The sequence below is a fragment of the Acidovorax sp. 59 genome (genome assembly GCF_002754175.1).
In the GTDB taxonomy this organism is placed as follows: domain Bacteria; phylum Pseudomonadota; class Gammaproteobacteria; order Burkholderiales; family Burkholderiaceae_C; genus Acidovorax; species Acidovorax delafieldii.
Genome location: NZ_PEET01000001.1, coordinates 3,783,965 through 3,805,002 on the forward strand (window position 1 = coordinate 3,783,965; position 21,038 = coordinate 3,805,002).

Below are 21,038 nucleotides of genomic sequence, written 5' to 3' on the forward strand. Positions count from 1 at the left end.
CTGGCACCGGAAAGCTCACCCCTTGCGCATCACCACCAGCCCCTTGAGGTACTCGCCCTCCGGAAACTCCAGCGTCATCGGATGGTCGGGCGCGCCGCCCAGGCGCTCCAGGATGTAGCCGTCCACCCCTGCATCGGCGCCAGCCGAGGCCACGATCTTGTGGAACAGGTCGGCGCTGATGCCGCCCGAGCACGAGAAGGTGAACAGCACCCCGCCGGGCGACAGCAACTGCAGCGCCAGCCGGTTGATGTCCTTGTAGGCGCGCGCGGCCCGCTCGGCGTGGGCCGCCGTGGGGGCGAACTTGGGCGGGTCCAGGATGATGGCGTCAAAGCGCTGGCCTTCCTTGAGGAACTGGCGCAGCGAGGCATTCACGTCGGCATCGAGGAAGGTGGCCCGGTTCGGATCAAACCCGTTGAGCGCCACATGGGCGCGGGCGCGCTCCAGGGCCGGGCCCGAGGAATCGATGGAGGTCACGTGCCCGTCGGCCACAGTGCCCGCTGCACGCATGCCCGCCAGTGCCGCCACGCTGAAGCCACCGGTGTAGCAAAAGCAGTTGAGCACATGCTTGAAGCCCAGGCGCTGGGTGTAGTCGGCAAACCGCTGGCGGCTGTCGCGCTGGTCCAGATAGAAGCCGGTTTTGTGGCCCTCAGCGATGTTGAGCGTCAGACGCCACTGGTGTTCACGGATCGTGAGTTCGAGCGGCGGCCCCTCGCCATCACCTGCCGCACCCGTGGGCCCACCGCGCAGCCAGCCGGTGGCGGGCTCCAGGCCCTCCAGCGAACGCACGCTGGCATCCGAGCGCTCGTAGAGCTTGGTCAGCCCCGTTTCGCGCAGCAGCGCATCGGCAATCACGCCCTTCCAGCGCTCGGTGCCTGCGCTGGTGAACTGCGCCACCAGCGTATCGCCATAGCGGTCCACGATGAGCCCGGGCAGGCCGTCGGACTCGCCATGCACCAGGCGTACGCCATCGCTTTGCACGTCAAAACGTGCCCTGGCGATGATGGAACGTGCGCAAGCAGCTATAAAAAACGGAGCGTCAATGCGTTGCGCCTCATCAAAACTCCACACCCGGGCACGGATGCGCGAGCTGGGGCTGTACGCAGCCCAGGCCAGAAACTGGCCTTCGTGCGATTCCACGCGCACGGTCTCGCCGCTGTCGCCGCCGCCCTTGGCGATGGCCGATTCAAAGATCCAGGGATGGCGGCGCAACAGCGAGCGTTCTTTGCCCGCGCGGAGTCGAAGGGTTTTCATGACCCGGATTGTGCGTGCTGGCGGGCACGGGTGAGCCACCCGCCGATGGAAAACTGCGCGCAAAAGCTACCCACGCCCCTGGTCACACACCCATCAGACAGGCCAACCCAGCCCTTCCCAGCCCGGCAGGAACGCATCCGATCTACCGCATTGAAATCGCATATTTGACAAATATGATTTTCAATCGATAAAATTGCATAAATTATCATTTTTATCACAACCAATCCGATGACCACCTCTGCCACACGCCCCAGCATCACCCGCCTGGCCCCCGCGCCCGGCACGGCCCAGGCCGTGATGACCGACCTTCGTGAATTTCTGGCCTTCAAGATAGGCAACGAGGAATACGGGGTGGACATCCTGCGCGTGCAGGAGATCCGGTCGTACGAGAAGCCCACCACCATCGCCAACGCGACCGGTGAGCTTTTGGGCGTGATGAACCTGCGCGGCGTGATCGTGCCCATCCTCGACCTGCGCCTGAAGCTGGGCCAGACCGCCGTGCAGTACGACCACCTGAAGGTGGTGATCGTGCTGCACATCGGCCAGCGGACGGTGGGTGTGGTGGTGGACGGCGTGTCCGACGTGCTCACGCTGGAGCGCGAACAGCTGCGCCCCGTGCCCGCCCTGCGCGGCAACGTCAAGCCCGAACACCTGCTGGCCATCGGCTCGGTCGGCCCGCGCATGCTGATCCTGCTCGATATCGAGAAATTTCTTGCCAAATCGGTAGCGAGTGATACACCTGCCACCAGCCACTGAGCGGCTGCATCACCCACAAGGAACTGCTAATCATGAACTTCAATGACCTGAAGATTTCTACCCGCCTGTCTCTGCTGCTGGCCGTACTTTGCGTGCTGACCGTTGTGATCGGCAGCGCAGGCCTCACTGGCATGCAGCGCGCCAACGCGGGGCTCAATACCGTGTACCAGGACCGCGTGGTGCCACTCAAACAGATCAAGCTGGTGTCAGACGCGTACGCCGTGAACGTAGTGGATACCGCACACAAGGTGCGCGACGGCGCGCTCACCCCGCAGCAAGGGTTGGATTCGATCGCCAGAGCCAAGAAGGACATCAGTGACAACTGGAACGCCTATCTGGCGACCGAGCTGGTGGCCGACGAAGTGCGCTTGGCAGCCCAATTCAAAGAGCTGCAGCCCAAAGCCGATGGCGCCGTCCAAGCGCTGGAAAACCTGATCGGTAACAAGGACCTGCCGGGCCTGACCGACTATGCAGCACGAGAGATGTACCCCGCACTCGATCCGCTGCAAGACGTGCTGGGCGCTCTGGTGCAGGTGCAACTGGACACCGCGCGCAAGGAGTATGACCAAGCGGTCGAGTCCTATGCCAATACGCGATGGTTCGTGGCGCTGGCTATTGCCAGTGGTGTGCTATTCGCCCTGGGCTTTGGCTACCTCGTGACCCGCAGCATCGTGGGCCAGTTGGGCACCGAGCCGGGCACTGCTGCCGCACTGGCGCGCAGCGTGGCGCACGGCGACCTGACCGTGGCCATTGACCTCAGGCCCGGCGACACCTCCAGCCTGATGGCGCAACTCAAGCGCATGCAGGACAGCCTTGCCACCATGGTAGCCATGGTGCACCAGAGCTCCATCAACGTAGCCAGCGCTTCGGAACAAATCGCACAGGGCAACAACGACCTGTCTTCGCGCACCGAAGAGCAAGCCAGTGCGCTCGAAGAGACAGCCGCCTCCATGGAGCAGCTCAACGCCACTGTGCGCCAGAACGCCGAGAACTCCCGCCAGGCCAACCAGCTGGCCCAGACCGCCACCTCGATTGCAGTGCAGGGTGGCGAGGTGGTGGCTGACGTGGTGCGCACCATGAAGGACATCAACGACAGCAGCAACAAGATCTCCGAGATCATCGGGGTCATCGACTCCATCGCGTTCCAGACCAATATCCTGGCGCTGAACGCGGCGGTGGAGGCCGCCCGCGCCGGCGACCAGGGCCGGGGCTTTGCCGTGGTGGCCACCGAGGTGCGCGTGCTGGCGAGCCGCTCGGCCGAGGCCTCCCGCGAGATCAAGGGCCTGATCGGAACCAGCGTGGAGCGCGTGGAAGCCGGGTCTGCCCTGGTGGACCGCGCCGGTCAAACCATGAGTGAGGTCGTTGCCTCCATCCGCCGTGTCACCGACATCATGGGCGATATCACTGCCGCCAGCACCGAACAGAGCCAGGGGGTGGACCAGATCAACGAAGCGGTAACGCAGATGGACCAGGCCACACAGCAAAACGCCGCACTGGTGGAAGAAATGGCCGCAGCCGCTGCCAGCCTGAACCAGCAGGCGGGCGAACTGGTCGACACGGTTGCCACCTTCAAGCTGCCTGCGGTCCAAGCCCTCGTCCACGTCCATGAGCCACTTGCTGTCGCGCAGCACCGGCCCGTACGCCGCCCCTCGCTCGGTCACGCCCATCCGCCGATGGCAGCCGTCTGAGCAGCGCGGCCAGGCGTGCAGGCCGCGCCCCTGATGAACTGGAGGGACTACAGCGCCTTGCCAAAGCGCTCCAGGCGCGGCGCCCAGTGGCCCAGCACATCGGCCGACAGCAGCACGCGGTGCGCCTGCCCGATGAGCAGATGGCGTGGCACCAGGCCGATGTAGCGCGAGTCGGCACTGTTGTCCCGGTTGTCACCCAGCACCAGGTATTCGCCCTCGGGCACCTGCACCGGATCGAAGCTGCTGCGCGCAGTCACGCCCTGCAGCCACTGCACACGGCGCTCATGCCCCAGCAGGCGCTCTGTCCAGCGCGTGGCCGTGAGCGTGTGACCTGGCAGCACCGGCTCCTGCACAGAATCGGGCATCTCGTATTCGGCCGCCTGGCCGTTGATGTAGAGCACCTCGTTGCGCATCTCCACCGTGTCTCCGGGCAAGGCCGCAATGCGCTTGATCAGGCGGGTGCCATCCAGCGGGGACGAGAAGGTGACCACATCGCCGCGCTGCGGATCATCGATGTGCGCCAGGATCATGTCCGTGAGCGGCAGCTTGAGGTCGTAGGCCAGGCGATTGACCAGCACCACGTCCCCCTCCAGCAGCGTGGGCCGCATCGAGCCCGAAGGGATGGGATTCCAGTCGGCCACGGCAGTGCGAAAAACGCCAAAGCACAACAGCAACACGATGAACCACCGGTTCGATTGGATCCATTTCAGCAGCATGAGGACAACTCCAGGGCGCTCCACAGCGGGCGCCACGTTGCTCGGAGGCGCCTGGTTGTCACTTGGTTCCGCCAGGCCAGCAGGCGCGCCGCCCTTTGGAGGGACGCCGCACGGCAACTCAGGGGGACTTCTTTCGCGCGCGCGGGTGGGCCGCGTCATACACCTTGGCCAGGTGCTGAAAGTCGAGCCGCGTGTACACCTGCGTGGTCGTGATGTTGGCGTGCCCCAGCAGCTCCTGCACCGCACGCAGGTCGCCACTGCTTTGCAGCAGGTGGCTGGCAAACGAGTGGCGCAGCATGTGCGGGTGCACCGGCGTGGTCAGCCCCGCCTGCTGGCTGCGCTGGCGCAGGCGCAGCCAGATGGACTGGGCGGTAAGGCGTTTGCCGCGCTGGCCCACGAACAGGGCGGTGTCCAGCCGCACAGAGCCCTCGCCCCCAAACGGTGTGGCCCGCAGCTGCAGCCAGGCCTGCAGCGCGGCTGTGGCAGCCGCGCCCACCGGCACGCTGCGCCGCTTGCTGCCCTTGCCGAACACATGGGCCTCGCCCGCTTGCAGGTCCACCCAGCCACGGCCCTGGCGCTGGGTGTCGGCGTTGGGGTTGGCATCGAGCCCCGCCAGTTCGCCCACGCGCAGGCCGCAGCCGTACAGCAGCTCCACCATGGCTGCATCGCGCGCCTCGAGCCAGGGGTCGGCGCCGGTGTTGTCGAACTCGGCCAGCCGCACGGCGTCGTCCACCCCCAGCGCCTTGGGCAAAGGCTTGGGCGCCTTGGGGGCACGCACGTCCTGCACCGGGTTGTGCGGGATCAGCCCCTGCCGCCCCGCCCAGATGAAAAAGCCGCGCCAGCCCGACAGGATGAGCGCGATGCCCCGCCCGCTGCGGCCGCCGCTGTGCATCTGCGCGACGAAGCGGCGAATGTGAGCGGTTTGCAACTGCAGCATCGGCACATTCACGCTGGCCGCAAACTGCGCCAGTTTTTCGAGGTCGAGGGTGTAGAGCGTGAGCGTGCGCGCAGCCAGCCGCTTTTCGACGCGCACATGCTCCAGATACCGCAGGACATGGGGGTCGAGCGTGGTGGGTGCCGCGGGCGTTTCAGGCATGGGGGCCGTGGCTGAGACGCCGTTGGGTTGGCAATGGCGGCTGGGCTTGCGACTGCTTACTGAAGCCGCAGAAGGGCTGCGCTCGCCAGCTCTGCCATGCGCGACAAAAAGTCGGTGCCCATCGTGGCATCAAAACGCTGTGGATCCTGCGACCCCAGCACCAGCAGGCCAAACGCAGGCGTGGCGCTATCGATGGCGCCTGCGCGCAGCGGCAGCAGGGCCAGCGACTGGGCCGGCTCACCGGCCTCTTGCGCCAGCCAGCCCGCAGGCTCAAAACCCAGGTTGGGCCCGCAGAACGGCATGGTCAGCGACGACGCAAAGGCCCGCGCGTCCTCGCTCGCGCCCTGGGTGAAGTCGGCGTCGATATAAGGCGCTGCCACCTCCCATACACGCACCGCCGCCTGGGGCACGTCGAAGAGGGTGCGCACGCCATCGACCACGGCCTGGGGCAGGTCGAACGGGTCGCGCACCTGCAGCAGGCTGCCAGTCCATTGGTGCACCTTCTGGGCAATGGCGGCGTTTTCGGTGCTGTTGCGCACCATTTCCATGATGCGGTGCTCCAGACCCTTGATCTTCTCGCGCAGCATCTCGGCCTGGCGCTCCTGCAGGCTCACCGCACGCGCGCCGTGCGGGCTGGTGATCTGCACACTGGCCAGCACCTCGGCATGGCGCTCGAAGAAGCCGGGCGTGTTGGTGAGGAACTGGGCGATGTCGTCTTCGGTGATCGGTGGGATGTGGGTAGTCATACGAGCGTGTCGGGAATGTCGATCTGGCCCTCGAACACCGTGGTGGCGGGGCCTGTCATGAAAACGGAATCGGTGTCGGCACCGCTCCACGCAATGGTGAGGCGGCCGCCGCGCGTGTCCACCTGCACCTCGGGGTCGAGCAGCCCCAGGCGGATGCCGCTGGCCACTGCCGCGCAGGCGCCGGTGCCACAGGCCAGGGTCTCGCCTGCGCCGCGCTCGAACACGCGCAGGCGCACATGGGAGCGGTCCACGATCTGCAGGTAGCCGGCGTTCACCCGCTGGGGGAAGCGCGCGTGGCGCTCGATCAGCGGCCCGGTCTGCGCGACCGGAGCGGTGTCCACGTTGTCCACCAGCTGCACCGCATGCGGGTTGCCCATGGAGGCAACAGCTATCAAAACAGAAGCACCAGGGGCATATTCTTCTAACGCCAGCGGCCATTTTCGCCCCAAACCCTGCTGCACGGGCGTGAGACCGGTGGTGTCGAACGGCACCTGGGCGGGGTCGAACTCGGGACGCCCCATGTCCACCGTGACGCGGCCGTCGCCCGTGAGGCGGGGCGCGATCACGCCGCTTTTGGTCTGCACGCGGATGGTGTCCTTGCCCGACAGGCCCCGGTCATGCACAAAGCGCGCAAAGCAGCGCGCACCGTTGCCACACTGCTCCACCTCGCCGCCGTCGGCGTTGTGGATCACGTATTCGAAGTCAATGCCGTCACCAGGAGAAGGCCGCACGGTGAGGATCTGGTCGGCCCCGACACCGAAGTGTCGATCTGCCAGGAAGCGGTATTGGGCCGTGTTCAGCCCCAGGCGGCCCTGGGTTTCGTCGAGCACCACAAAATCGTTGCCCGCGCCCTGCATTTTGGTGAAGCGAATCTGCATGGGATGGGATTATGGCCCCGCCCCTGCGCCAAACCATGTGCGGGCTTACGCTTGGCAGCTTCTCTCGATTCCACCGGCTTTTTCAGGAACCTCGCATGACCGATCTTTCCGCTTTTGCCATCACCCGCAAATGGCCCGCCCGGCACCCCGACCGCATCCAGCTGTATTCATTGCCCACGCCCAACGGCGTGAAGGTGTCGATTGCACTGGAAGAACTGGGCCTGCCCTACGAGCCCCACCTGGTGAGCTTTGAGACCAACGACCAGACCTCCCCCGAGTTTCTCTCCCTCAACCCCAACAACAAGATCCCGGCCATCCTGGACCCGAACGGCCCGGACGGCCAGCCGCTGGCGCTGTTCGAGTCCGGCGCCATCCTGGTGTACCTGGCCAGCAAGACCGGCCAGCTGATGCCGCAGGACACCGCTGGGCGCTACGAGACCCTGCAGTGGGTGATGTGGCAGATGGGCGGTGTGGGCCCCATGTTTGGCCAGCTCGGGTTCTTCCACAAGTTTGCGGGCAAGGACTACGAAGACAAACGCCCGCGCGACCGGTATGTCGCCGAATCGAAGCGCCTGCTCAAGGTGCTGGACGAGCGCCTGGCGGGCCGCCCATGGGTGATGGGCGACCAGTACACCATCGCCGACATTGCCATCCTGCCCTGGGTGCGCAACCTCATCGGCTTCTATGGCGCGGGCGACCTGGTGGAGTTTGGCCAGTTCAAGGAAGTGCAACGCGTGCTCGATGCGTTTGTGGCGCGCTCGGCAGTGGCCAAGGGCTTGGCGATTCCGGCACGCGGCTGACGGCGGGCGCCAGGGCGCCTGGGTTTCTCATCGGCCCTTGATCTTGATCATGCCGCGCAGCCCGGCACCCGGCCGCCACGCACCTACCATGGGCCTCCTCAAAAAAACAGGGAGTGCCCCATGGGATTGACCGTTGATGTTCTTCAGGATCTGGACCTGCACGACCTCCAGGCTGCCGCCCGTGCAGCGCTGCAGGAAACGAACGCCATCGCTTTGATCGAGTTGCTGGAAATGCTGTGGAGCTGCGATGTGGAGGGTGCCAATGCCGTCATCGACGCGGTGCTGCTTCGCCTGCAGCAGCTGCGCGCATTGCGCTAAAGGCGGGCCTGCTCAGCCCAGACGCTCCTGCAGAAAATCCAGAAAACACGCGATGCGTGCCGCCAGCTGCGTGTTGCGGTAGTACACCGCGCTGATGGGCTGGCGCACCTCCACCGTGTCCTTGGCCAGCACCTGCACCAGGTCGCCACGCGCACGGTCACCGGCCGTCATGAAATCGGACAGGCACACGATGCCCACCCCCTGCAGCGCAAGCTGGCGCAACGTTTCGCCGTTCGACGCGGTGAGGCTGGGCACGATGGGCCAGGCATCACCATGCTCGCCCCGCAGCGGCCAGTGGTTAAGCGACTCAGGCTGGTGAAAGCCCAGCAGCGTGTGCCGCGCCAGGTCCGCCACGCTCTTGGGCCTGCCCGTCCGCGCCAGGTAGTCGGGACTGGCCAGCACCCGCACGCGGCTGGTGCACAGGGGGCGCGCATGCAGGGTGGAGTCCTGGAGCTGTCCGATGCGGATGGCCACGTCCGTGCGCCGCTCCAGCAGGTCGATGTACGTTTCGTCCGTGTCCAGTTGCAGCGTGATCTGCGGATACGCCTCGCGAAACGCTGGCACCAGGGGCACCACGGCATGCAGCATGAATGGCGTGGCGGCATTCACCCGCAGGCGGCCTGCGGGCTGCTGGCGGCGCGCAGCCATGTGCTCCTCGGCGTCGTCGATGGAGGCCAGGATGGCGCGCGTGCGCTGCAAAAAGGCCTGGCCCTCCTCGGTCAGCTCAGTGCGGCGCGTCGTGCGGCGAAGCAGCGTGGTGTCCAGCTTTTTCTCCAGCCGCGCCAGTGCCCGGCTGATGCCAGAGACAGTCTGGCCCAGTGCGTCAGCTGCGGCCGTGATCGAACCGCCATCCACCACGGCGACAAAGGCCTGCAGTTCTTCCAGCGTGGTTTTCATGGGTGCTCCGGGCGCTTTGATTGTTGATTTCCAGTCAATTATCAATGGCGCCTCACCCTATTTTTCTGCAAGACCCAAACACCCACACTCCAGAGCCCGAAAGCCTGAAAACTGGAGTGTTCCCATGCCCATTGCCTTGCTCGCGCTGACGCTCAGCGCTTTTGCCATCGGCACGACCGAGTTCGTGATCGTTGGCCTGCTGCCCACCGTGGCGGCAGACCTTTCCATCAGCATCCCCTCGGCGGGCCTGCTGGTCAGCCTGTACGCCCTGGGGGTCGCCGTCGGCGCCCCGGTGCTCACCGCACTCACCGGCAAGCTGCCGCGCAAGGCGCTGCTGCTGGCGCTGATGGCGCTGTTCACCGCCGGCAACCTGCTGGCCTGGCAGGCACCCAGCTACGAGACACTGGTGGCCGCGCGCATCCTCACCGGGCTGGCGCATGGCGTGTTCTTCTCGATCGGCTCGACCATCGCCACCGGCCTGGTGCCACGCGAAAGGGCCGCAAGCGCGATTGCCATCATGTTCACCGGCCTCACGGTGGCCCTGGTCACGGGCGTGCCGCTGGGCACCTTCATCGGCCAGCACTTTGGCTGGCGCGAGACCTTCCTGGCCGTGTCAACCCTGGGCGCGGCAGCCTTCATCGGCAGCGCCCTCTTCGTGCCGCGCAACCTGGCGCATACCCCGCCCGCCTCGCTGATGCAGCAGGCCAAGGTGCTGGCAGAGCCGCGCCTGCTGCTGGTATATGCCAAGACGGCCATCGGCTACGGCGGCACCTTCATTCCGTTCACCTTTCTCGCGCCCATCCTCACCGACATCTCGGGGTTCAGCGCGGGTTCGGTGGGCTGGGTGATGCTGGTGTACGGCGTGTCCGTGGCCGTGGGCAACCTCTGGGGCGGCAAGCTGGCCGACCGGCTGGGCCCCATCCCGGCGCTGCGCATCATCTTTGCGCTGCTGGCGGCCGTGCTGCTGCTGCTGCAGTTCACCGCGCCCCACCCCTGGCTGGCTGTGGGCACCGTGCTGCTGTGGGGCGCCGTGGCATTCGGCAATGTGCCGGGGCTGCAGGTGTATGTGGTCAAGCAGGCCGAGCGCTTCACGCCGCAGGCGGTGGACGTGGCCTCGGGCCTGAACATCGCAGCGTTCAACCTGGGCATCGCCGGCGCCGCGTGGGCCGGTGGTCTGATCGTGACGCACCTGGGCCTGCAGCACACGCCGTGGATCGGAGCGCTGGTGGTGCTGGTGTCGCTGGCCCTCACGCACTGGAGCGGTGTGCTGGACCGGCGCAGCGGCATCCCCGTGCGTGCCGCTGGTGTGGTGCCTGTGGGGCACTGAGCCCACCTCAGCCCGCCATCACCCGCACGAAAGCCGGCACCACGCCCAGCAGGTCGTCGCGCCGCTGCACCGCATGCACATCGGCGCGCGGCGCTTTGGCGCCCAGGGGCTTGAACACCACACGCGGCCCGAACAGCATGCCCAGGGACGACGGCACCAGGGCCACGCCCAGCCCGGCCGCCACCAGGCTCAGCACGGCCGCCAGCTCCACCGTGGTCTGCGCCACCTGGGGCGCAAAGCCGGCCTGCACGCAGCACTGCACCATGTGCTCGGCATGGGCCGACGAGTCGCGGCGCAGCATCACGAAGGCCTCGCTGCGCAGATCCTTCAAGGCCAGTGCCTTGCGCGCCGCCAGCGGGTGGCCGGGCGGCAAAGCCGCCACCACAGGGTCGGGCCACAGCAGGGTGCTGGCGAGCTGGTCGTCGTTGACGGCCGTGCGCGAGATGCCCACATCGATGCGTTTGTCGCGCAGGGCCGCCTGCTGCAGCGAAGGCTGCATCTCGTGCAGCACCACATCCACGCCCGGATGGCTTTGTCGGTAGCGCGCCAGCGCCGCCGGAAACGGCCCGAGGAAATGCGAGCCCGACAGCCCCACTTCAATGCGCCCGGCCTGCCCCTGGCCGATGGCCGCCACACGCTGGCGCGCCGTGTCCAGCCGCTCCAGCACCGCGCGTGCATCCACCAGATAGGCCTGGCCTGCCAGCGTCAGCTCCACGCGCCGGCTGGTGCGCACGAAGAGCTGGGCGCCCAGTTCTTGTTCCAGCTGGGCGATCTGCAGGCTCAGCGGCGGCTGCGAGACATGCAGGCGCTGCGCGGCGCGTGTGAAGCTCAGCTCTTCCGCCAGGGCGACGAAGTAACGCAGATGGCGCAGTTCCATTGATACTTTTCAGGTCTTGATCAAGACCAACAATATATTGGACTGCTGATTCGCTTGTTTCCACAATACCTTCACTACAACATCTGGTGGAGACGAACATGACGATCAAGCACAGCCTGCTGGCTGCCACGCTGGCCCTCTCGGGCCTGGCCATGGCGCAAGACAACTACCCCAGCAAGGCCATCACGCTCACCGTGCCCAACCCGCCCGGCGGCGTGGTGGACACCTCGGCCCGCCTGCTCAACGAGCCTTTGGCGCGCGTGATCGGCCAGCCGGTGGTGATCGACAACAAGGCGGGCGGCAGCGGCAACGTGGCCTACGGCGCCGTGGCCCGCGCAAAACCCGATGGTTACAACCTGCTGATCTCGTACTCGGCCTACCACGTGGGCAACCCGGCCCTCACCCCCAGCCTGCCCTGGGAGGCCAAGGACTTCGCCCCCGTCGCGCTGCTCACCGTGGCCACCAACGTGATTGCCGCTCACCCCTCGGTGCCAGCCAACAACCTCAAGGAATTCATCGCCTACCTCAAGGCCAACCCGGGCAAGGTGAACTACGCCTCGCAGGGCAACGGCTCGCTGTCCCACATCGGCACCGAGATCTTCAAGCAGCAAAGCGGCACCTTCATGACCCACATCCCCTACCGTGGCTCGGGCCCTGCGGTGGCCGATGTGCTGGCGGGCCAGGTGCAGGTGTTCATCACCACGCCACCGTCGGTCATGCAGCATGTGGTCAGCGGCAAGCTCAAGGCCTTTGCCGTCACCGGCACCAAGCGCCACCCGGGCCTGCCCAACGTGCCCACCGTGGCCGAGGCCGGCATGCCCGACTTCAAGCTCGAAGCCTGGGTGGGCCTGTTCGCCCCGGCCGCCACGCCACCCGCCGTGGTGGCCAAGCTCACCGCCGATGTGAAGAAGGCGCTGGACATGCCCGAGACGCGCCAGCGCGCCGACGCGGCGGGCATCGAACTGCGCTACCTGCCGCCCGACGCCCTCGGTGAGCTGGTGAAGACCGAAACCGCCTACTGGGCCAAGACCATCAAGGCCGCCGGTATCAAAGCCGACTGACCGGCCCACAAACATCCCCTGCGCGATCCCATTTCCGGCGCTCCGCGCGCCGGGCGGGCAGCGCTTTGCCCATTGACTCCTGAAAGACCACCATGCAACGCACCTACCGCATCGGGCAGATCGTGCCCAGCTCCAACACCACCATGGAGACCGAGATCCCGGCCATGCTGCGCGCCCGCGAGCAGATCCTGCCCGAGCGCTTCAGCTTCCACGCCAGCCGCATGCGCATGCAAAAGGTCACCAAGGAAGAGCTGGCCGCGATGGACCGCGACTCCGACCACTGCGCGCTGGAGCTGTCGGACGGCAAGATGGACGTGATGGGCTATGCCTGCCTCGTGGCCATCATGAGCATGGGCCTGGGCTACCACCGCGCATCCGAAAAGCGGCTGCATGAGGTCACCGTGGCCAATGGCAAGCCCGCGCCCGTGGTGTCCAGCGCAGGCGCGCTGGTCGAAGGGCTCAAGGCCATGGGCGCGAAGAAGGTCTCGGTGCTCACGCCCTATATGAAGCCGCTGACCCAGCTGGTGGTGGACTACATCGAGCACGAGGGCATTGCCGTGCACGACAGCCTGTCGCTGGAAATTGCCGACAACCTGCAGGTGGGCGCGCAGGACCCCGCCGCCCCGGCCCAGCTGGTGCAACGGCTGGACACGCGCGGCGTGGATGTGGTGGTGATCTCGGCCTGCGTGCAGATGCCCTCGCTGGCGTCCGTGCAGATGGCACAGGACCAGTTGGGCATTCCTGTCGTGTCCGCTGCAGCCTGCACCACCTGGGCGATGCTCAAGCGCCTGGGGCTGGAAACGCGGGTACCCAACGCAGGGGCCCTGCTCTCTGGCGCCTACTGACCTCCCCAAGGGCAAGAGGCCGGTCCGTTGACGAAAGCAGCTGGCGGGCAGGCTGCAGGGCAACGCCGGATAATGGCCCGATGCCCCGCTCCAGCCAACAACTCCACCCCCACCGAGAACCGGTAGCCACCCGCCCCGCTGCCACCGTGCTGCTGCTGCGCGATGTGCCTGGCGGCGGCGGGCTCGAAGTCCTCATGACCCGGCGCTCGGCCACGGCCAGTTTTGCGCCTGGCGCGTATGTGTTCCCCGGCGGGGGCATTGATGCGCTGGACGCAGCACCCGCCACGCACGCCGCTGCGGACCGCCGCCCTACCCAGAGTGACCAGCACCTCACCCAGGCGATTGCCGCCATCCGCGAGAGTTTTGAAGAGCTGGGCGTATTGCTGGCGCGCCATACAGAAGGCCCCCGCCAAGGGCAGATGGCCGATGCGCAGGACATTGCCGCCATCGACCGCCACAAGCCGTTTGCCGCCCAGTGCGCCGCACGCGGACTGCGCCTGGCGGCCGACGGGGTGTACCTGCTGGCCCACTGGACGGCCGACCGTGACCTGGCGCGCCGCTTTGAAGTGCCCTTTCTGGTGGCCCGCATGCCCGAGGGCCAGGAGCCCGTGGCCGACGAGGCAGAGCAGTTCGAGCCCGTGTGGGTGCGCCCTGCCGACGCGCTGGCGCGGCACGAGGCGGGGCAGTTCTTCATGATCTTCCCGACCATCCGCACGCTGCAGCGCCTGGCCCAATTTGCCAGCACCCAGGCGGTGCTGGACGCCGTGGCGCACGAGCAGCCCCTGTGGGTCAGCTGCCCGCGCGCCGGCCTGCTGGCAGGCAAGGAAGCGCGCTACATGGAGGACGACATGCCGTTTGGCGAGCTGGCGCTGGTCTGCCCCGACGGGCAGATCGTGCACCCACTGGACTGGCAGACTGAGCGCCCCGTGCCGCTGCTGCGCAACGTGATGCGCCTGACCGCCCCCAACCCCGGCGTGATGACCGGCCCTGGCACCAATAGCTATCTGGTGGGCGACCCGGCCACGGGCTTCATCGCCATCGACCCTGGCCCGGCCGACGCCGAGCACCTGGACAAGCTCTGGCGTGCAGCGGGGGGCGACATCCGCATGATTGTGTGCACCCACTCGCACGCCGACCATTCCCCCGGCGCGGCGCCGCTGCAGGCGATGTGTGTGCAGGCCGGCAAGGCGCGCCCGCCCGTTCTGGGCCTGCCGTCGGCCCCCACGGCCCGCGCGGCCAGCCAGTTCACCCCCGACCGGGCGCTACAAAATAATGAGCTGCTTGTGCTTGAGGGACTAGCACCTGAAGGCAAAATCACCCATACCCTGCAGGTGATCCACACCCCAGGCCATGCGGCCAACCACCTGTGCCTGCTGCTGGTGGAAGACGCGCTGCTGTTCAGTGGTGACCACATCCTGAACGGCAGCACCACCGTGATCGACCCGCCGGACGGCAACGTGGCCGACTACCTGGATTCGCTGGACCGGCTGGATGCGGCGTGCACCGAGCACAGCGTGGAGTTCATCCTGCCCGCGCATGGCTACGTGCTGGGGGGCCCGGTCCTCGGTGCCCGCAATGCCATCGCCAAGCTCAGGGCCCACCGCCTGGCGCGCGAGGCCAAGGTACTGGCCGCCATGCAGGCGCTGCCCCAGGGCAGCATGGACGACTGGGTGCGCCACGCCTATGACGACGTACCGCAGCGCATGTGGCCGGTGGCCCAGCGCTCGCTGCTGGCGCATGTGGAGCGCATTCGCTCTCTGCAGCCCGGCAATGACTGAACCACAAGAACACCAAGACCGCCTTCATATTCAATGACCGACAAGAACCCTGACCCCACCCACATCCGCCTGGCCAAACGCGTGGCCGAACAGCTGAGCTGCTCGCGCAGCACGGCAGAGCAATTCATCGAGGGCGGCTTTGTGAGCGTGGACGGCCAGATCGAGGAAGCCCCCGGCGCGCGCGTGCGCCCCGATCAGACCGTGGCGGTCGCACCCGATGCCAGCCTGCTGGAGCTGACCCCAGTGACCTTGCTGCTGCACAAGCCCGCAGGGTTTGAAGCCGGCCTGGGCCTGCCGGGCGCCCCCACCGGGCAGGCGGCCCACGCCAGCCGCAGTCAGGGTGCGCAACAGGCGCTCACGCTGCTCAGCGCCGCGTCCCACCTGCCGGAAGACGCATCGGGCATCCGCGTGCTGCAGCGCCACTTCAAGCAGCTCGAATGCTTCACCCCGCTACCCACCGAGGCCAGCGGCCTCGTGGTGTACACGCAAGACAAGCGCATCGCGCGCAAGCTGGCCGAAGACATCGAGTCGCTGGAGCAGGAGTGCATCGTCGAGGTCAAGGGCGACATCGCGCCCAATGGCCTGCAGCGCCTGTGCCATGGCCTCACGTTCAATGGCCGCCCCCTGCCCCCCATCAAGGTGAGCTGGCAGAACGAAACCAAGCTGCGCTTTGCGCTCAAGGGCATCCGCCCCGGCCAGATCCCGGCCATGTGCGAGGCGGTGGGCCTGACGGTGGTGGGCATGAAGCGCATCCGCATCGGCCGCGTGCCGCTGGCCAAGGTGCCCGAGGGGCAGTGGCGCTACCTGCAGCCTTGGGAGAAGTTCTAAGGCAACGCTGAATAAGTCCCCGCAGTGGCGCGCGCCCTGATTTGGGATGGGATGCAAGGCGCAAACCACAGCGATAGCCGTAGCTATCGCGAGGATTTGCAACGCGGCAGACCGCCCAAAGCAGGGGTGCGCGGTGCGCGAGGGACTTGTTCAGCGTTGCCCTAAGGGCTTGCGGGCCCAGCGGCGCCCTGCCGATGCGCACCGGACAAGTCAAGCACATATGCTCCTGAAAACATAGCTACCAGCGCTTTTACAACAAGCGCTTCAAGCCTTTTTCATTTGAATTCCTTCGATCCGCACCGCTGCTACACTGCGCAGCACTCTGGAGGGAGTTCATGAACACAAACCAATCGTCTGGCGGCGCTGCGGGGCCGATGTCCACCTTCATGCCGATGAACATCGATGCCCACCCGCTCGAGTTCACGGGCAGCGGGGGCGAGTATTTCCGGGTCTGGATCGTCAACGTGCTGCTGTCCATCGTCACGCTGGGCATCTACACCCCCTGGGCGCGCCGCCGCACCGCCCAGTATTTCTACAGCCACACGCTGGTGGCCGGCAGCCCCCTCGAATTCACCGCGCAGCAACGCAAGATGGTGATGGGCTTTGTGCTGCTGATGCTGCTGACCATTGCCTACAACCTGGCCGCCAACACCGGGCAGGACACGGCGGTGGGCCTGTTCCTGCTGGCGGGCGCGGCGCTGGCGCCCTTCATCTGGGCCAGCGCCATGCGGTTTCGCCTGGGCGCCACGCGGTGGCGCGGGCTGCGACTGCAGTTCACGGCCAGCTGGAAAGAGGTCTACATCGCCAGCTGGCCTGTTTTTGCGCTGGCGCTGGTGTGGTTTGGCGTGTTTTATGGTCTGCAGCTGCTGTCGCCCGACCTGGCCCAGGCGCTGGAGGCCATCGAAGAAGAGGGCAAGAAACAACCCATGCCCCGCTTCACGCCCGCCATGGGCGGCCTGGTACTGCTGGGCCTGGTGCTGTCGGTGCTGTGCGTGATCCGCACCGAATACAACTTCAAGAGCCTCTTGGTGCTCAAGGCCCAGGTGGGTGCCGAGCGAGGCCGCTGGAAGCCCGTGTACATGGACTTCGTCAAGGTGTGGATGGCCACCGTGGCTGTGTTCATCCTGTGCGTGGTGGGGTTCTCGGCGCTGATCGGCATTCTCGCAGGCAGCTCCATCGCCCTGGTGGCCAGCCAGAGCGACCGCCTGGGCCTGTGGATGTTTGTGGTGATCATCGTGTCCATCATCGCGGGCATCTTCATGCTGATCCTGGCGTCGGCACCGGCCCGCGCATACCGCGAGGCGCGCATGTTCCAGCTGATGTGGAACAACATCGGCGTGAGCCACGTGGCCCGCTTCAAGTGCCACCTGAAAAGCGGCCAATACGTGTGGCTGCGCATCAAGAACATGCTGCTCACCCTTCTGACGCTGGGGCTGTACCGCCCGTTTGCGCGGGTCAGCGAATACCGCATGAAGTGCGAGTCCGTCACCCTGCACGTCAAGGGCGGCGTGGAGCAGGTGACCGGTGCCATGGTGCGCCAGCAGCAGGGGGGCCTGGGCGATGCGCTGGCGGATGCGGCTGGCCTCGACCTTATCGGTTGAACATGTCGGCATCTGCGCACCCAGCCCTCGTCCCCGGGCGCTGGTTCGATGGCCAGAGCAGCAAGGCCCGGCCCGTGGTGGTGAGCCTGCGGCCCACGCCGCAAGGCCCCTCCTTGGTGCTGCACCTGCTCTCACAGCCCGGGGCCGAGCCTGTCGTCTTTGCCTGGAAACAGGTGGGCTGGCCCGAGGCCTGGAACGAGCGCAAACCGCAGCCCCGCGTGGTCGTCGATCTGCGCGACCATGGCAGCGTGGAGATCGATGCCGTGGCCGAATGGCGCGCCGCACTGGCCGTGGCGGGCGAGCGCCCCGGCATCGCACAACGCATGCAGACCCGCTGGCCCGTGCTGCTGGGCGTGACGGCCGCCGCCGTCATTGGCCTCACGCTGTTCTACCGCTACGGCACACCCTGGGCGGCAACGCAGCTCACGCGGTTTGTGCCCATCAGCTGGGAGACCAGCGTGGCCGAGAACGTGCTCCAGCAGATGGACAACGGCACCCTGAAGCCCAGCAAGCTGCCTTCGGCCCGACAAGACCAGCTCAAGGCGCGTTTTGATGCCCTGGTGCAGCAAACGCCCCCTGGCCTGCAGCGTTACTCCGGCTACCGGCCGCCTTTGTCCCTGGAGTTCCGATCCGGCATGGGCGCCAATGCCTTTGCGCTGCCCGGCGGCAAGATCGTGATGACCGACGGCATCGTGAAAGCAGCGGCCGACAAGGGCCTGGACGACAACGCATTGGTGGGCGTCCTGGCCCACGAGGTCGGCCACGTGGTGCAGCGCCACACCACGCGCATGGTGGTGCAGCAGGGCGTACTCAACATGGGCCTGGGGCTGGCGCTGGGCGATGTGTCTGGCATCGTCTCTACGGGTGCATCCTTGCTGACCGGCCTGGCCTACAGCCGCAGCCATGAGCGCGAGGCCGACTGCTACGCCATCGCCGTCATGCGCCACGCCGCACTGCCCACAGCGCCCATGGGCCAGCTGCTGCTGGCGATTGCGCGCGATGAGGACAACGAAGAGGCCCAGAAAAAAGACCAGGGCAAGGGCCCGACCACCGCGGCATCGGCGCCCTCCTCCGGGGCCAGCACACCCGATGCAGCGCGCCAGCGCAAGGTGGCTCAGGAGATCGGCTCGCACCCTGTCTGGTCGCTGCTGAGCAGCCACCCCGACACGGTGGAGCGTGCGACAGAGCTGGAGCGGGGGCAAGCACCCCATTGCGCAAAAAACTGAACACAGCCGCGCCACAGGGGCGGCGTGCTCACCACACGCCCCTTGGCGAGTCGGGGTGAAAATAAAGTGTGAAGCGCGCCGATAAGCCGGATTCTGTGCACCACGGTTGCCCGCAGTGTGACCGCCATTAATCTGGGCCGGGTGTCGCCACCACGGCTCGGTGCTACCTACCCGCCAGCTCTGCGGAACCACATCAACGCTGGCCTACTTGGTATTGCTGCGCGTAGAGATTGCCCGTTTCACCCCCGGTGGTTTGCCTTGCGGCACTCCCCCGGGACTCGTCTCTGTTGCTCTGATCCTCACCTCACGGTGGGCAGCCGTTAGCTGCTACGCTGTCCTGTGCAGTCCGGACGTTCCTCCAGTGCCTGGTTTCCCAGATTGCACCAGCGGCGGTCTGGCGTGCTTCACGGGTGGGATTATCGCCCAGCGGCCACGACGCGATCCCAGTCCAGACCAAAGCGCACAAGATACTTGCGCAGCCGGTCCGCGTCATTGACCACCGTGCGCTGCGTGCGCGAGGCCTGGAACAGCAGGCGCCCCGCGTCCGACAAAGTGCGCGATTGGCGGCAGACCTGCAGCACCGCCGCCAGTTGGAGCTGGTCGAAGAGGTCCATGGATTCCACCGCCTCGGCGCCCAGCAGGGCCGCGAGTTCGTCGCGTCCCACCGTCCCTGTTGCAGATGCCAGCCCGTTGCGCGCATCGCTGGCGGGCTGCCACAGCCAGCGCAGGCGGGCGATCTCGGCCTCGACCAGGGGTAGGCCGATGCGACCGCTGTCAGCCAGCGTGGCCAGGCGTGTCACGCTGGCCGAGAGGTCGCGAAAGTTGCCGGTCCACAACGCTTCGGGCGACTGGGCATAGCGCAGGTAGGCGGCGCGTGCCTCGTTGGAAAAGCGCACGCTGCGTCCCAGTTCCGTGCCCGCACGCACCAGCAGGTGCTCCACGTTGGGCTCGATGTCTTCGGGTCGCTGGGCCAGGCCCGGCAGCACATAGCTCCAGAGGTTGATACGCGCAAACAGATCCTCACGAAAGCGCCCTGCCGCCACCTCGGTGCGCAGGTCACGGTTGGTGCCAGCCACCAGTTGAAAGTCGCTCTCCACCTCGCGGTCGCTGCCCAGGGGGTAGAAGCGTTTTTCCTCCACGGCCTTGAGCAGCATGGCCTGCTCGTCCGGGCCCAGCTCACCAATCTCGTCGAGGAACAACACACCCTTGTGCGCCGTGCGCAGCAGGCCCGCACGGTCGGCCGCCGCGCCAGTGAAGGCACCTTTCTTGTGGCCGAACAGCGTGGACGCCGCACCGTCGCCATGCAGCGTGGCGCAGTTCACCTCCACAAATTCGCCCTCCACCTGGTGGCGCGACTTTTTCAGCTCGAACATGCGCCGCGCCAGGTGCGACTTGCCCGCACCCGTGGGCCCGGTGAACAGAATGGGCGCGCGCGAGCGCACCGCCACGCGCTCCACCTCGTCGATCAGCGCGTTGAAGCGCGCATTGCGCGTGGCAATGCCGCTTTTGAGGAACTGCACCGCATCCTGCTGCTCCGCGCCGAAGCGCTGCGCGATCACGTCGTAGCGCGAGAGGTCCAGGTCGATCAGCGTGTAGCTGCCAGGGTTGCCCATCTGCTGGCGCTTGGGCGGAGAGGTCTGCACCAGCACACCCGGAATGCGGCGCGACTCCACCAGCAGGAACAGGCAGATCTGCGCGACGTGCGTGCCGGTGGTGATGTGCGTCCAGTACTCCTCGCGCTCGGTGTCAAAGCGGTAGGCCTGCGTCCAGTCGTACAGCTGGGCATAGACCTCGCCAAAGTCCCACGGGTCGGCAATGGTCAGCGGCACCAGGTTCACCGTGGTCTCGGGCGAGGCAGTCGCCATGTCAGCGCGCACCTGGTGGGCCAGCTCGCGGTGCGGTGGTGTGTAGAGCAGCTCCAGCCGCTCGATCACCACGTCCTCATGCTGCACCAGCGATACGGTGGGGCGCCACTTCTCCCACCGCCCCGCGCCCCGGCCGGAGTCGAGCTGGGTGCCAAGGAACCCCATGACCACCTTGTTTTTGTGCATTTATTTTGTCTATTTAACTAGCTTTCATTCTAGTTATTTTGACAAGCGCATACCACACCAATTTCGTAAAACAAAAATATCACCATACAAATCAACAGCTTGCGCAAGTTGAATACCACTCACCACAAGCTGGCACAAATCTGGCAAAAGAAGAAGCATCCAGCGCAAGCGGTGACCGCTCACAGGCTGGGGTTAGGACAAATGTTCGCCCCACCGGTGCCGGGCGTCCGGGGCCTTCGGGTTCTGTTGATGTTCTGCATGCCGCACATCGCCAACGCTGGGTATTGGCAAGGTCTTG

The 21,038-nt window shown here is 66.4% G+C and carries 19 protein-coding genes and 1 other RNA gene; 11 read left to right on the plus strand and 9 right to left on the minus strand.

All coding sequences use genetic code 11. The annotated features are described in order from the left end of the window. Window positions 1–15: 15 nt before the first annotated feature. Complete coding sequence (locus CLU87_RS17215) at window positions 16–1,251, minus strand: class I SAM-dependent rRNA methyltransferase (protein WP_099731228.1); 1,236 nt, start codon at window positions 1,249–1,251, stop codon at window positions 16–18. Window positions 1,252–1,479: 228 nt separating this feature from the next. On the opposite strand from CLU87_RS17215, the gene CLU87_RS17220 reads away from it, so the two are divergent. Beyond that, the gene (locus CLU87_RS17220; protein WP_099731229.1) at window positions 1,480–2,007 is read left to right on the plus strand and encodes a chemotaxis protein CheW; all 528 of its coding nucleotides are present in this window, start codon (window positions 1,480–1,482) and stop codon (window positions 2,005–2,007) included. Window positions 2,008–2,039: 32 nt separating this feature from the next. Continuing rightward, window positions 2,040–3,695: a methyl-accepting chemotaxis protein gene (locus CLU87_RS17225; protein WP_056745281.1), complete on the plus strand. Its 1,656-nt coding sequence runs from the start codon at window positions 2,040–2,042 to the stop codon at window positions 3,693–3,695. A gap of 47 nt (window positions 3,696–3,742) precedes the next feature. On the opposite strand, the gene lepB is transcribed toward CLU87_RS17225, so the two are convergent. From lepB to dapF, 4 genes are all read right to left on the minus strand, one after another. After that, window positions 3,743–4,411 (minus strand): signal peptidase I, encoded by a 669-nt coding sequence (lepB, locus tag CLU87_RS17230; RefSeq protein WP_082522360.1) that lies wholly within the window; start codon window positions 4,409–4,411, stop codon window positions 3,743–3,745. Window positions 4,412–4,529: 118 nt separating this feature from the next. Continuing rightward, complete coding sequence (locus CLU87_RS17235; RefSeq protein ID WP_099731230.1) at window positions 4,530–5,507, minus strand: tyrosine recombinase XerC; 978 nt, start codon at window positions 5,505–5,507, stop codon at window positions 4,530–4,532. A gap of 56 nt (window positions 5,508–5,563) precedes the next feature. After that, window positions 5,564–6,253 carry a DUF484 family protein gene (locus CLU87_RS17240; protein WP_099731231.1) on the minus strand — a complete coding sequence of 230 codons (690 nt, stop codon included), beginning with the start codon at window positions 6,251–6,253 and terminating at the stop codon, window positions 5,564–5,566. Next, window positions 6,250–7,131: a diaminopimelate epimerase gene (dapF, locus tag CLU87_RS17245; protein ID WP_056059269.1), complete on the minus strand. Its 882-nt coding sequence runs from the start codon at window positions 7,129–7,131 to the stop codon at window positions 6,250–6,252. Before dapF ends, CLU87_RS17240 begins: the two co-directional genes overlap by 4 nt. A gap of 95 nt (window positions 7,132–7,226) precedes the next feature. On the opposite strand from dapF, the gene CLU87_RS17250 reads away from it, so the two are divergent. Both CLU87_RS17250 and CLU87_RS17255 read left to right on the plus strand, forming a co-directional pair. Continuing rightward, entirely contained in the window at window positions 7,227–7,931 is a 705-nt protein-coding gene (locus CLU87_RS17250; protein ID WP_056059273.1) for a glutathione S-transferase N-terminal domain-containing protein, read from the plus strand. A gap of 120 nt (window positions 7,932–8,051) precedes the next feature. Beyond that, entirely contained in the window at window positions 8,052–8,249 is a 198-nt protein-coding gene (locus CLU87_RS17255) for a hypothetical protein (protein ID WP_015012532.1), read from the plus strand. 12 nt (window positions 8,250–8,261) lie between these two features. Here CLU87_RS17255 and CLU87_RS17260 read toward each other — a convergent pair whose 3' ends face one another. Continuing rightward, window positions 8,262–9,146 (minus strand): LysR family transcriptional regulator, encoded by an 885-nt coding sequence (locus tag CLU87_RS17260; protein ID WP_099731232.1) that lies wholly within the window; start codon window positions 9,144–9,146, stop codon window positions 8,262–8,264. 124 nt (window positions 9,147–9,270) lie between these two features. Between CLU87_RS17260 and CLU87_RS17265 the strand changes: the two genes are divergently transcribed. Further along, complete coding sequence (locus CLU87_RS17265) at window positions 9,271–10,473, plus strand: MFS transporter (protein WP_099731233.1); 1,203 nt, start codon at window positions 9,271–9,273, stop codon at window positions 10,471–10,473. A 7-nt stretch (window positions 10,474–10,480) separates the two neighbouring features. Here the strand turns inward: CLU87_RS17265 and CLU87_RS17270 are convergent, their stop codons facing one another. Further along, window positions 10,481–11,350 carry a LysR substrate-binding domain-containing protein gene (locus CLU87_RS17270; RefSeq protein WP_056745290.1) on the minus strand — a complete coding sequence of 290 codons (870 nt, stop codon included), beginning with the start codon at window positions 11,348–11,350 and terminating at the stop codon, window positions 10,481–10,483. A 98-nt stretch (window positions 11,351–11,448) separates the two neighbouring features. On the opposite strand from CLU87_RS17270, the gene CLU87_RS17275 reads away from it, so the two are divergent. The 6 genes from CLU87_RS17275 to CLU87_RS17300 all read left to right on the plus strand — a co-directional run bounded on the left by CLU87_RS17275 (window position 11,449) and on the right by CLU87_RS17300 (window position 18,689). After that, window positions 11,449–12,411 carry a tripartite tricarboxylate transporter substrate binding protein gene (locus CLU87_RS17275; protein ID WP_052952277.1) on the plus strand — a complete coding sequence of 321 codons (963 nt, stop codon included), beginning with the start codon at window positions 11,449–11,451 and terminating at the stop codon, window positions 12,409–12,411. A 92-nt stretch (window positions 12,412–12,503) separates the two neighbouring features. Beyond that, complete coding sequence (locus CLU87_RS17280) at window positions 12,504–13,256, plus strand: Asp/Glu racemase (RefSeq protein ID WP_099731234.1); 753 nt, start codon at window positions 12,504–12,506, stop codon at window positions 13,254–13,256. Between the two features lie 80 nt (window positions 13,257–13,336). Next, a complete protein-coding gene (locus CLU87_RS17285; protein WP_099731235.1) occupies window positions 13,337–15,034 on the plus strand; it encodes an MBL fold metallo-hydrolase in 1,698 nt (565 codons plus the stop codon). 33 nt (window positions 15,035–15,067) lie between these two features. After that, complete coding sequence (locus CLU87_RS17290; RefSeq protein ID WP_056059291.1) at window positions 15,068–15,862, plus strand: rRNA pseudouridine synthase; 795 nt, start codon at window positions 15,068–15,070, stop codon at window positions 15,860–15,862. 335 nt (window positions 15,863–16,197) lie between these two features. Then, window positions 16,198–17,463: a YjgN family protein gene (locus tag CLU87_RS17295; RefSeq protein ID WP_233193808.1), complete on the plus strand. Its 1,266-nt coding sequence runs from the start codon at window positions 16,198–16,200 to the stop codon at window positions 17,461–17,463. 2 nt (window positions 17,464–17,465) lie between these two features. Continuing rightward, entirely contained in the window at window positions 17,466–18,689 is a 1,224-nt protein-coding gene (locus tag CLU87_RS17300) for a M48 family metallopeptidase (protein WP_099731237.1), read from the plus strand. Window positions 18,690–18,755: 66 nt separating this feature from the next. Here the strand turns inward: CLU87_RS17300 and rnpB are convergent. After that, an RNA gene (gene rnpB, locus CLU87_RS17305) (RNase P RNA component class A) lies at window positions 18,756–19,095 on the minus strand. Between the two features lie 10 nt (window positions 19,096–19,105). After that, the gene (rtcR, locus tag CLU87_RS17310; RefSeq protein WP_099731238.1) at window positions 19,106–20,740 is read right to left on the minus strand and encodes an RNA repair transcriptional activator RtcR; all 1,635 of its coding nucleotides are present in this window, start codon (window positions 20,738–20,740) and stop codon (window positions 19,106–19,108) included. Window positions 20,741–21,038: the final 298 nt, after the last annotated feature.

What these genes read in the sequence shown, in the direction of transcription:
- CLU87_RS17215 (WP_099731228.1), bottom strand. Translation starts at nt 1,251, where the DNA reads ATGAAAACCCTTCGACTCCGCGCGGGCAAAGAACGCTCGCTGTTGCGC.
- CLU87_RS17220 (WP_099731229.1), top strand. Translation starts at nt 1,480, where the DNA reads ATGACCACCTCTGCCACACGCCCCAGCATCACCCGCCTGGCCCCCGCG.
- CLU87_RS17225 (WP_056745281.1), top strand. Translation starts at nt 2,040, where the DNA reads ATGAACTTCAATGACCTGAAGATTTCTACCCGCCTGTCTCTGCTGCTG.
- lepB (WP_082522360.1), bottom strand. Translation starts at nt 4,411, where the DNA reads ATGCTGCTGAAATGGATCCAATCGAACCGGTGGTTCATCGTGTTGCTG.
- CLU87_RS17235 (WP_099731230.1), bottom strand. Translation starts at nt 5,507, where the DNA reads ATGCCTGAAACGCCCGCGGCACCCACCACGCTCGACCCCCATGTCCTG.
- CLU87_RS17240 (WP_099731231.1), bottom strand. Translation starts at nt 6,253, where the DNA reads ATGACTACCCACATCCCACCGATCACCGAAGACGACATCGCCCAGTTC.
- dapF (WP_056059269.1), bottom strand. Translation starts at nt 7,131, where the DNA reads ATGCAGATTCGCTTCACCAAAATGCAGGGCGCGGGCAACGATTTTGTG.
- CLU87_RS17250 (WP_056059273.1), top strand. Translation starts at nt 7,227, where the DNA reads ATGACCGATCTTTCCGCTTTTGCCATCACCCGCAAATGGCCCGCCCGG.
- CLU87_RS17255 (WP_015012532.1), top strand. Translation starts at nt 8,052, where the DNA reads ATGGGATTGACCGTTGATGTTCTTCAGGATCTGGACCTGCACGACCTC.
- CLU87_RS17260 (WP_099731232.1), bottom strand. Translation starts at nt 9,146, where the DNA reads ATGAAAACCACGCTGGAAGAACTGCAGGCCTTTGTCGCCGTGGTGGAT.
- CLU87_RS17265 (WP_099731233.1), top strand. Translation starts at nt 9,271, where the DNA reads ATGCCCATTGCCTTGCTCGCGCTGACGCTCAGCGCTTTTGCCATCGGC.
- CLU87_RS17270 (WP_056745290.1), bottom strand. Translation starts at nt 11,350, where the DNA reads ATGGAACTGCGCCATCTGCGTTACTTCGTCGCCCTGGCGGAAGAGCTG.
- CLU87_RS17275 (WP_052952277.1), top strand. Translation starts at nt 11,449, where the DNA reads ATGACGATCAAGCACAGCCTGCTGGCTGCCACGCTGGCCCTCTCGGGC.
- CLU87_RS17280 (WP_099731234.1), top strand. Translation starts at nt 12,504, where the DNA reads ATGCAACGCACCTACCGCATCGGGCAGATCGTGCCCAGCTCCAACACC.
- CLU87_RS17285 (WP_099731235.1), top strand. Translation starts at nt 13,337, where the DNA reads ATGCCCCGCTCCAGCCAACAACTCCACCCCCACCGAGAACCGGTAGCC.
- CLU87_RS17290 (WP_056059291.1), top strand. Translation starts at nt 15,068, where the DNA reads ATGACCGACAAGAACCCTGACCCCACCCACATCCGCCTGGCCAAACGC.
- CLU87_RS17295 (WP_233193808.1), top strand. Translation starts at nt 16,198, where the DNA reads ATGAACACAAACCAATCGTCTGGCGGCGCTGCGGGGCCGATGTCCACC.
- CLU87_RS17300 (WP_099731237.1), top strand. Translation starts at nt 17,466, where the DNA reads ATGTCGGCATCTGCGCACCCAGCCCTCGTCCCCGGGCGCTGGTTCGAT.
- rtcR (WP_099731238.1), bottom strand. Translation starts at nt 20,740, where the DNA reads ATGCACAAAAACAAGGTGGTCATGGGGTTCCTTGGCACCCAGCTCGAC.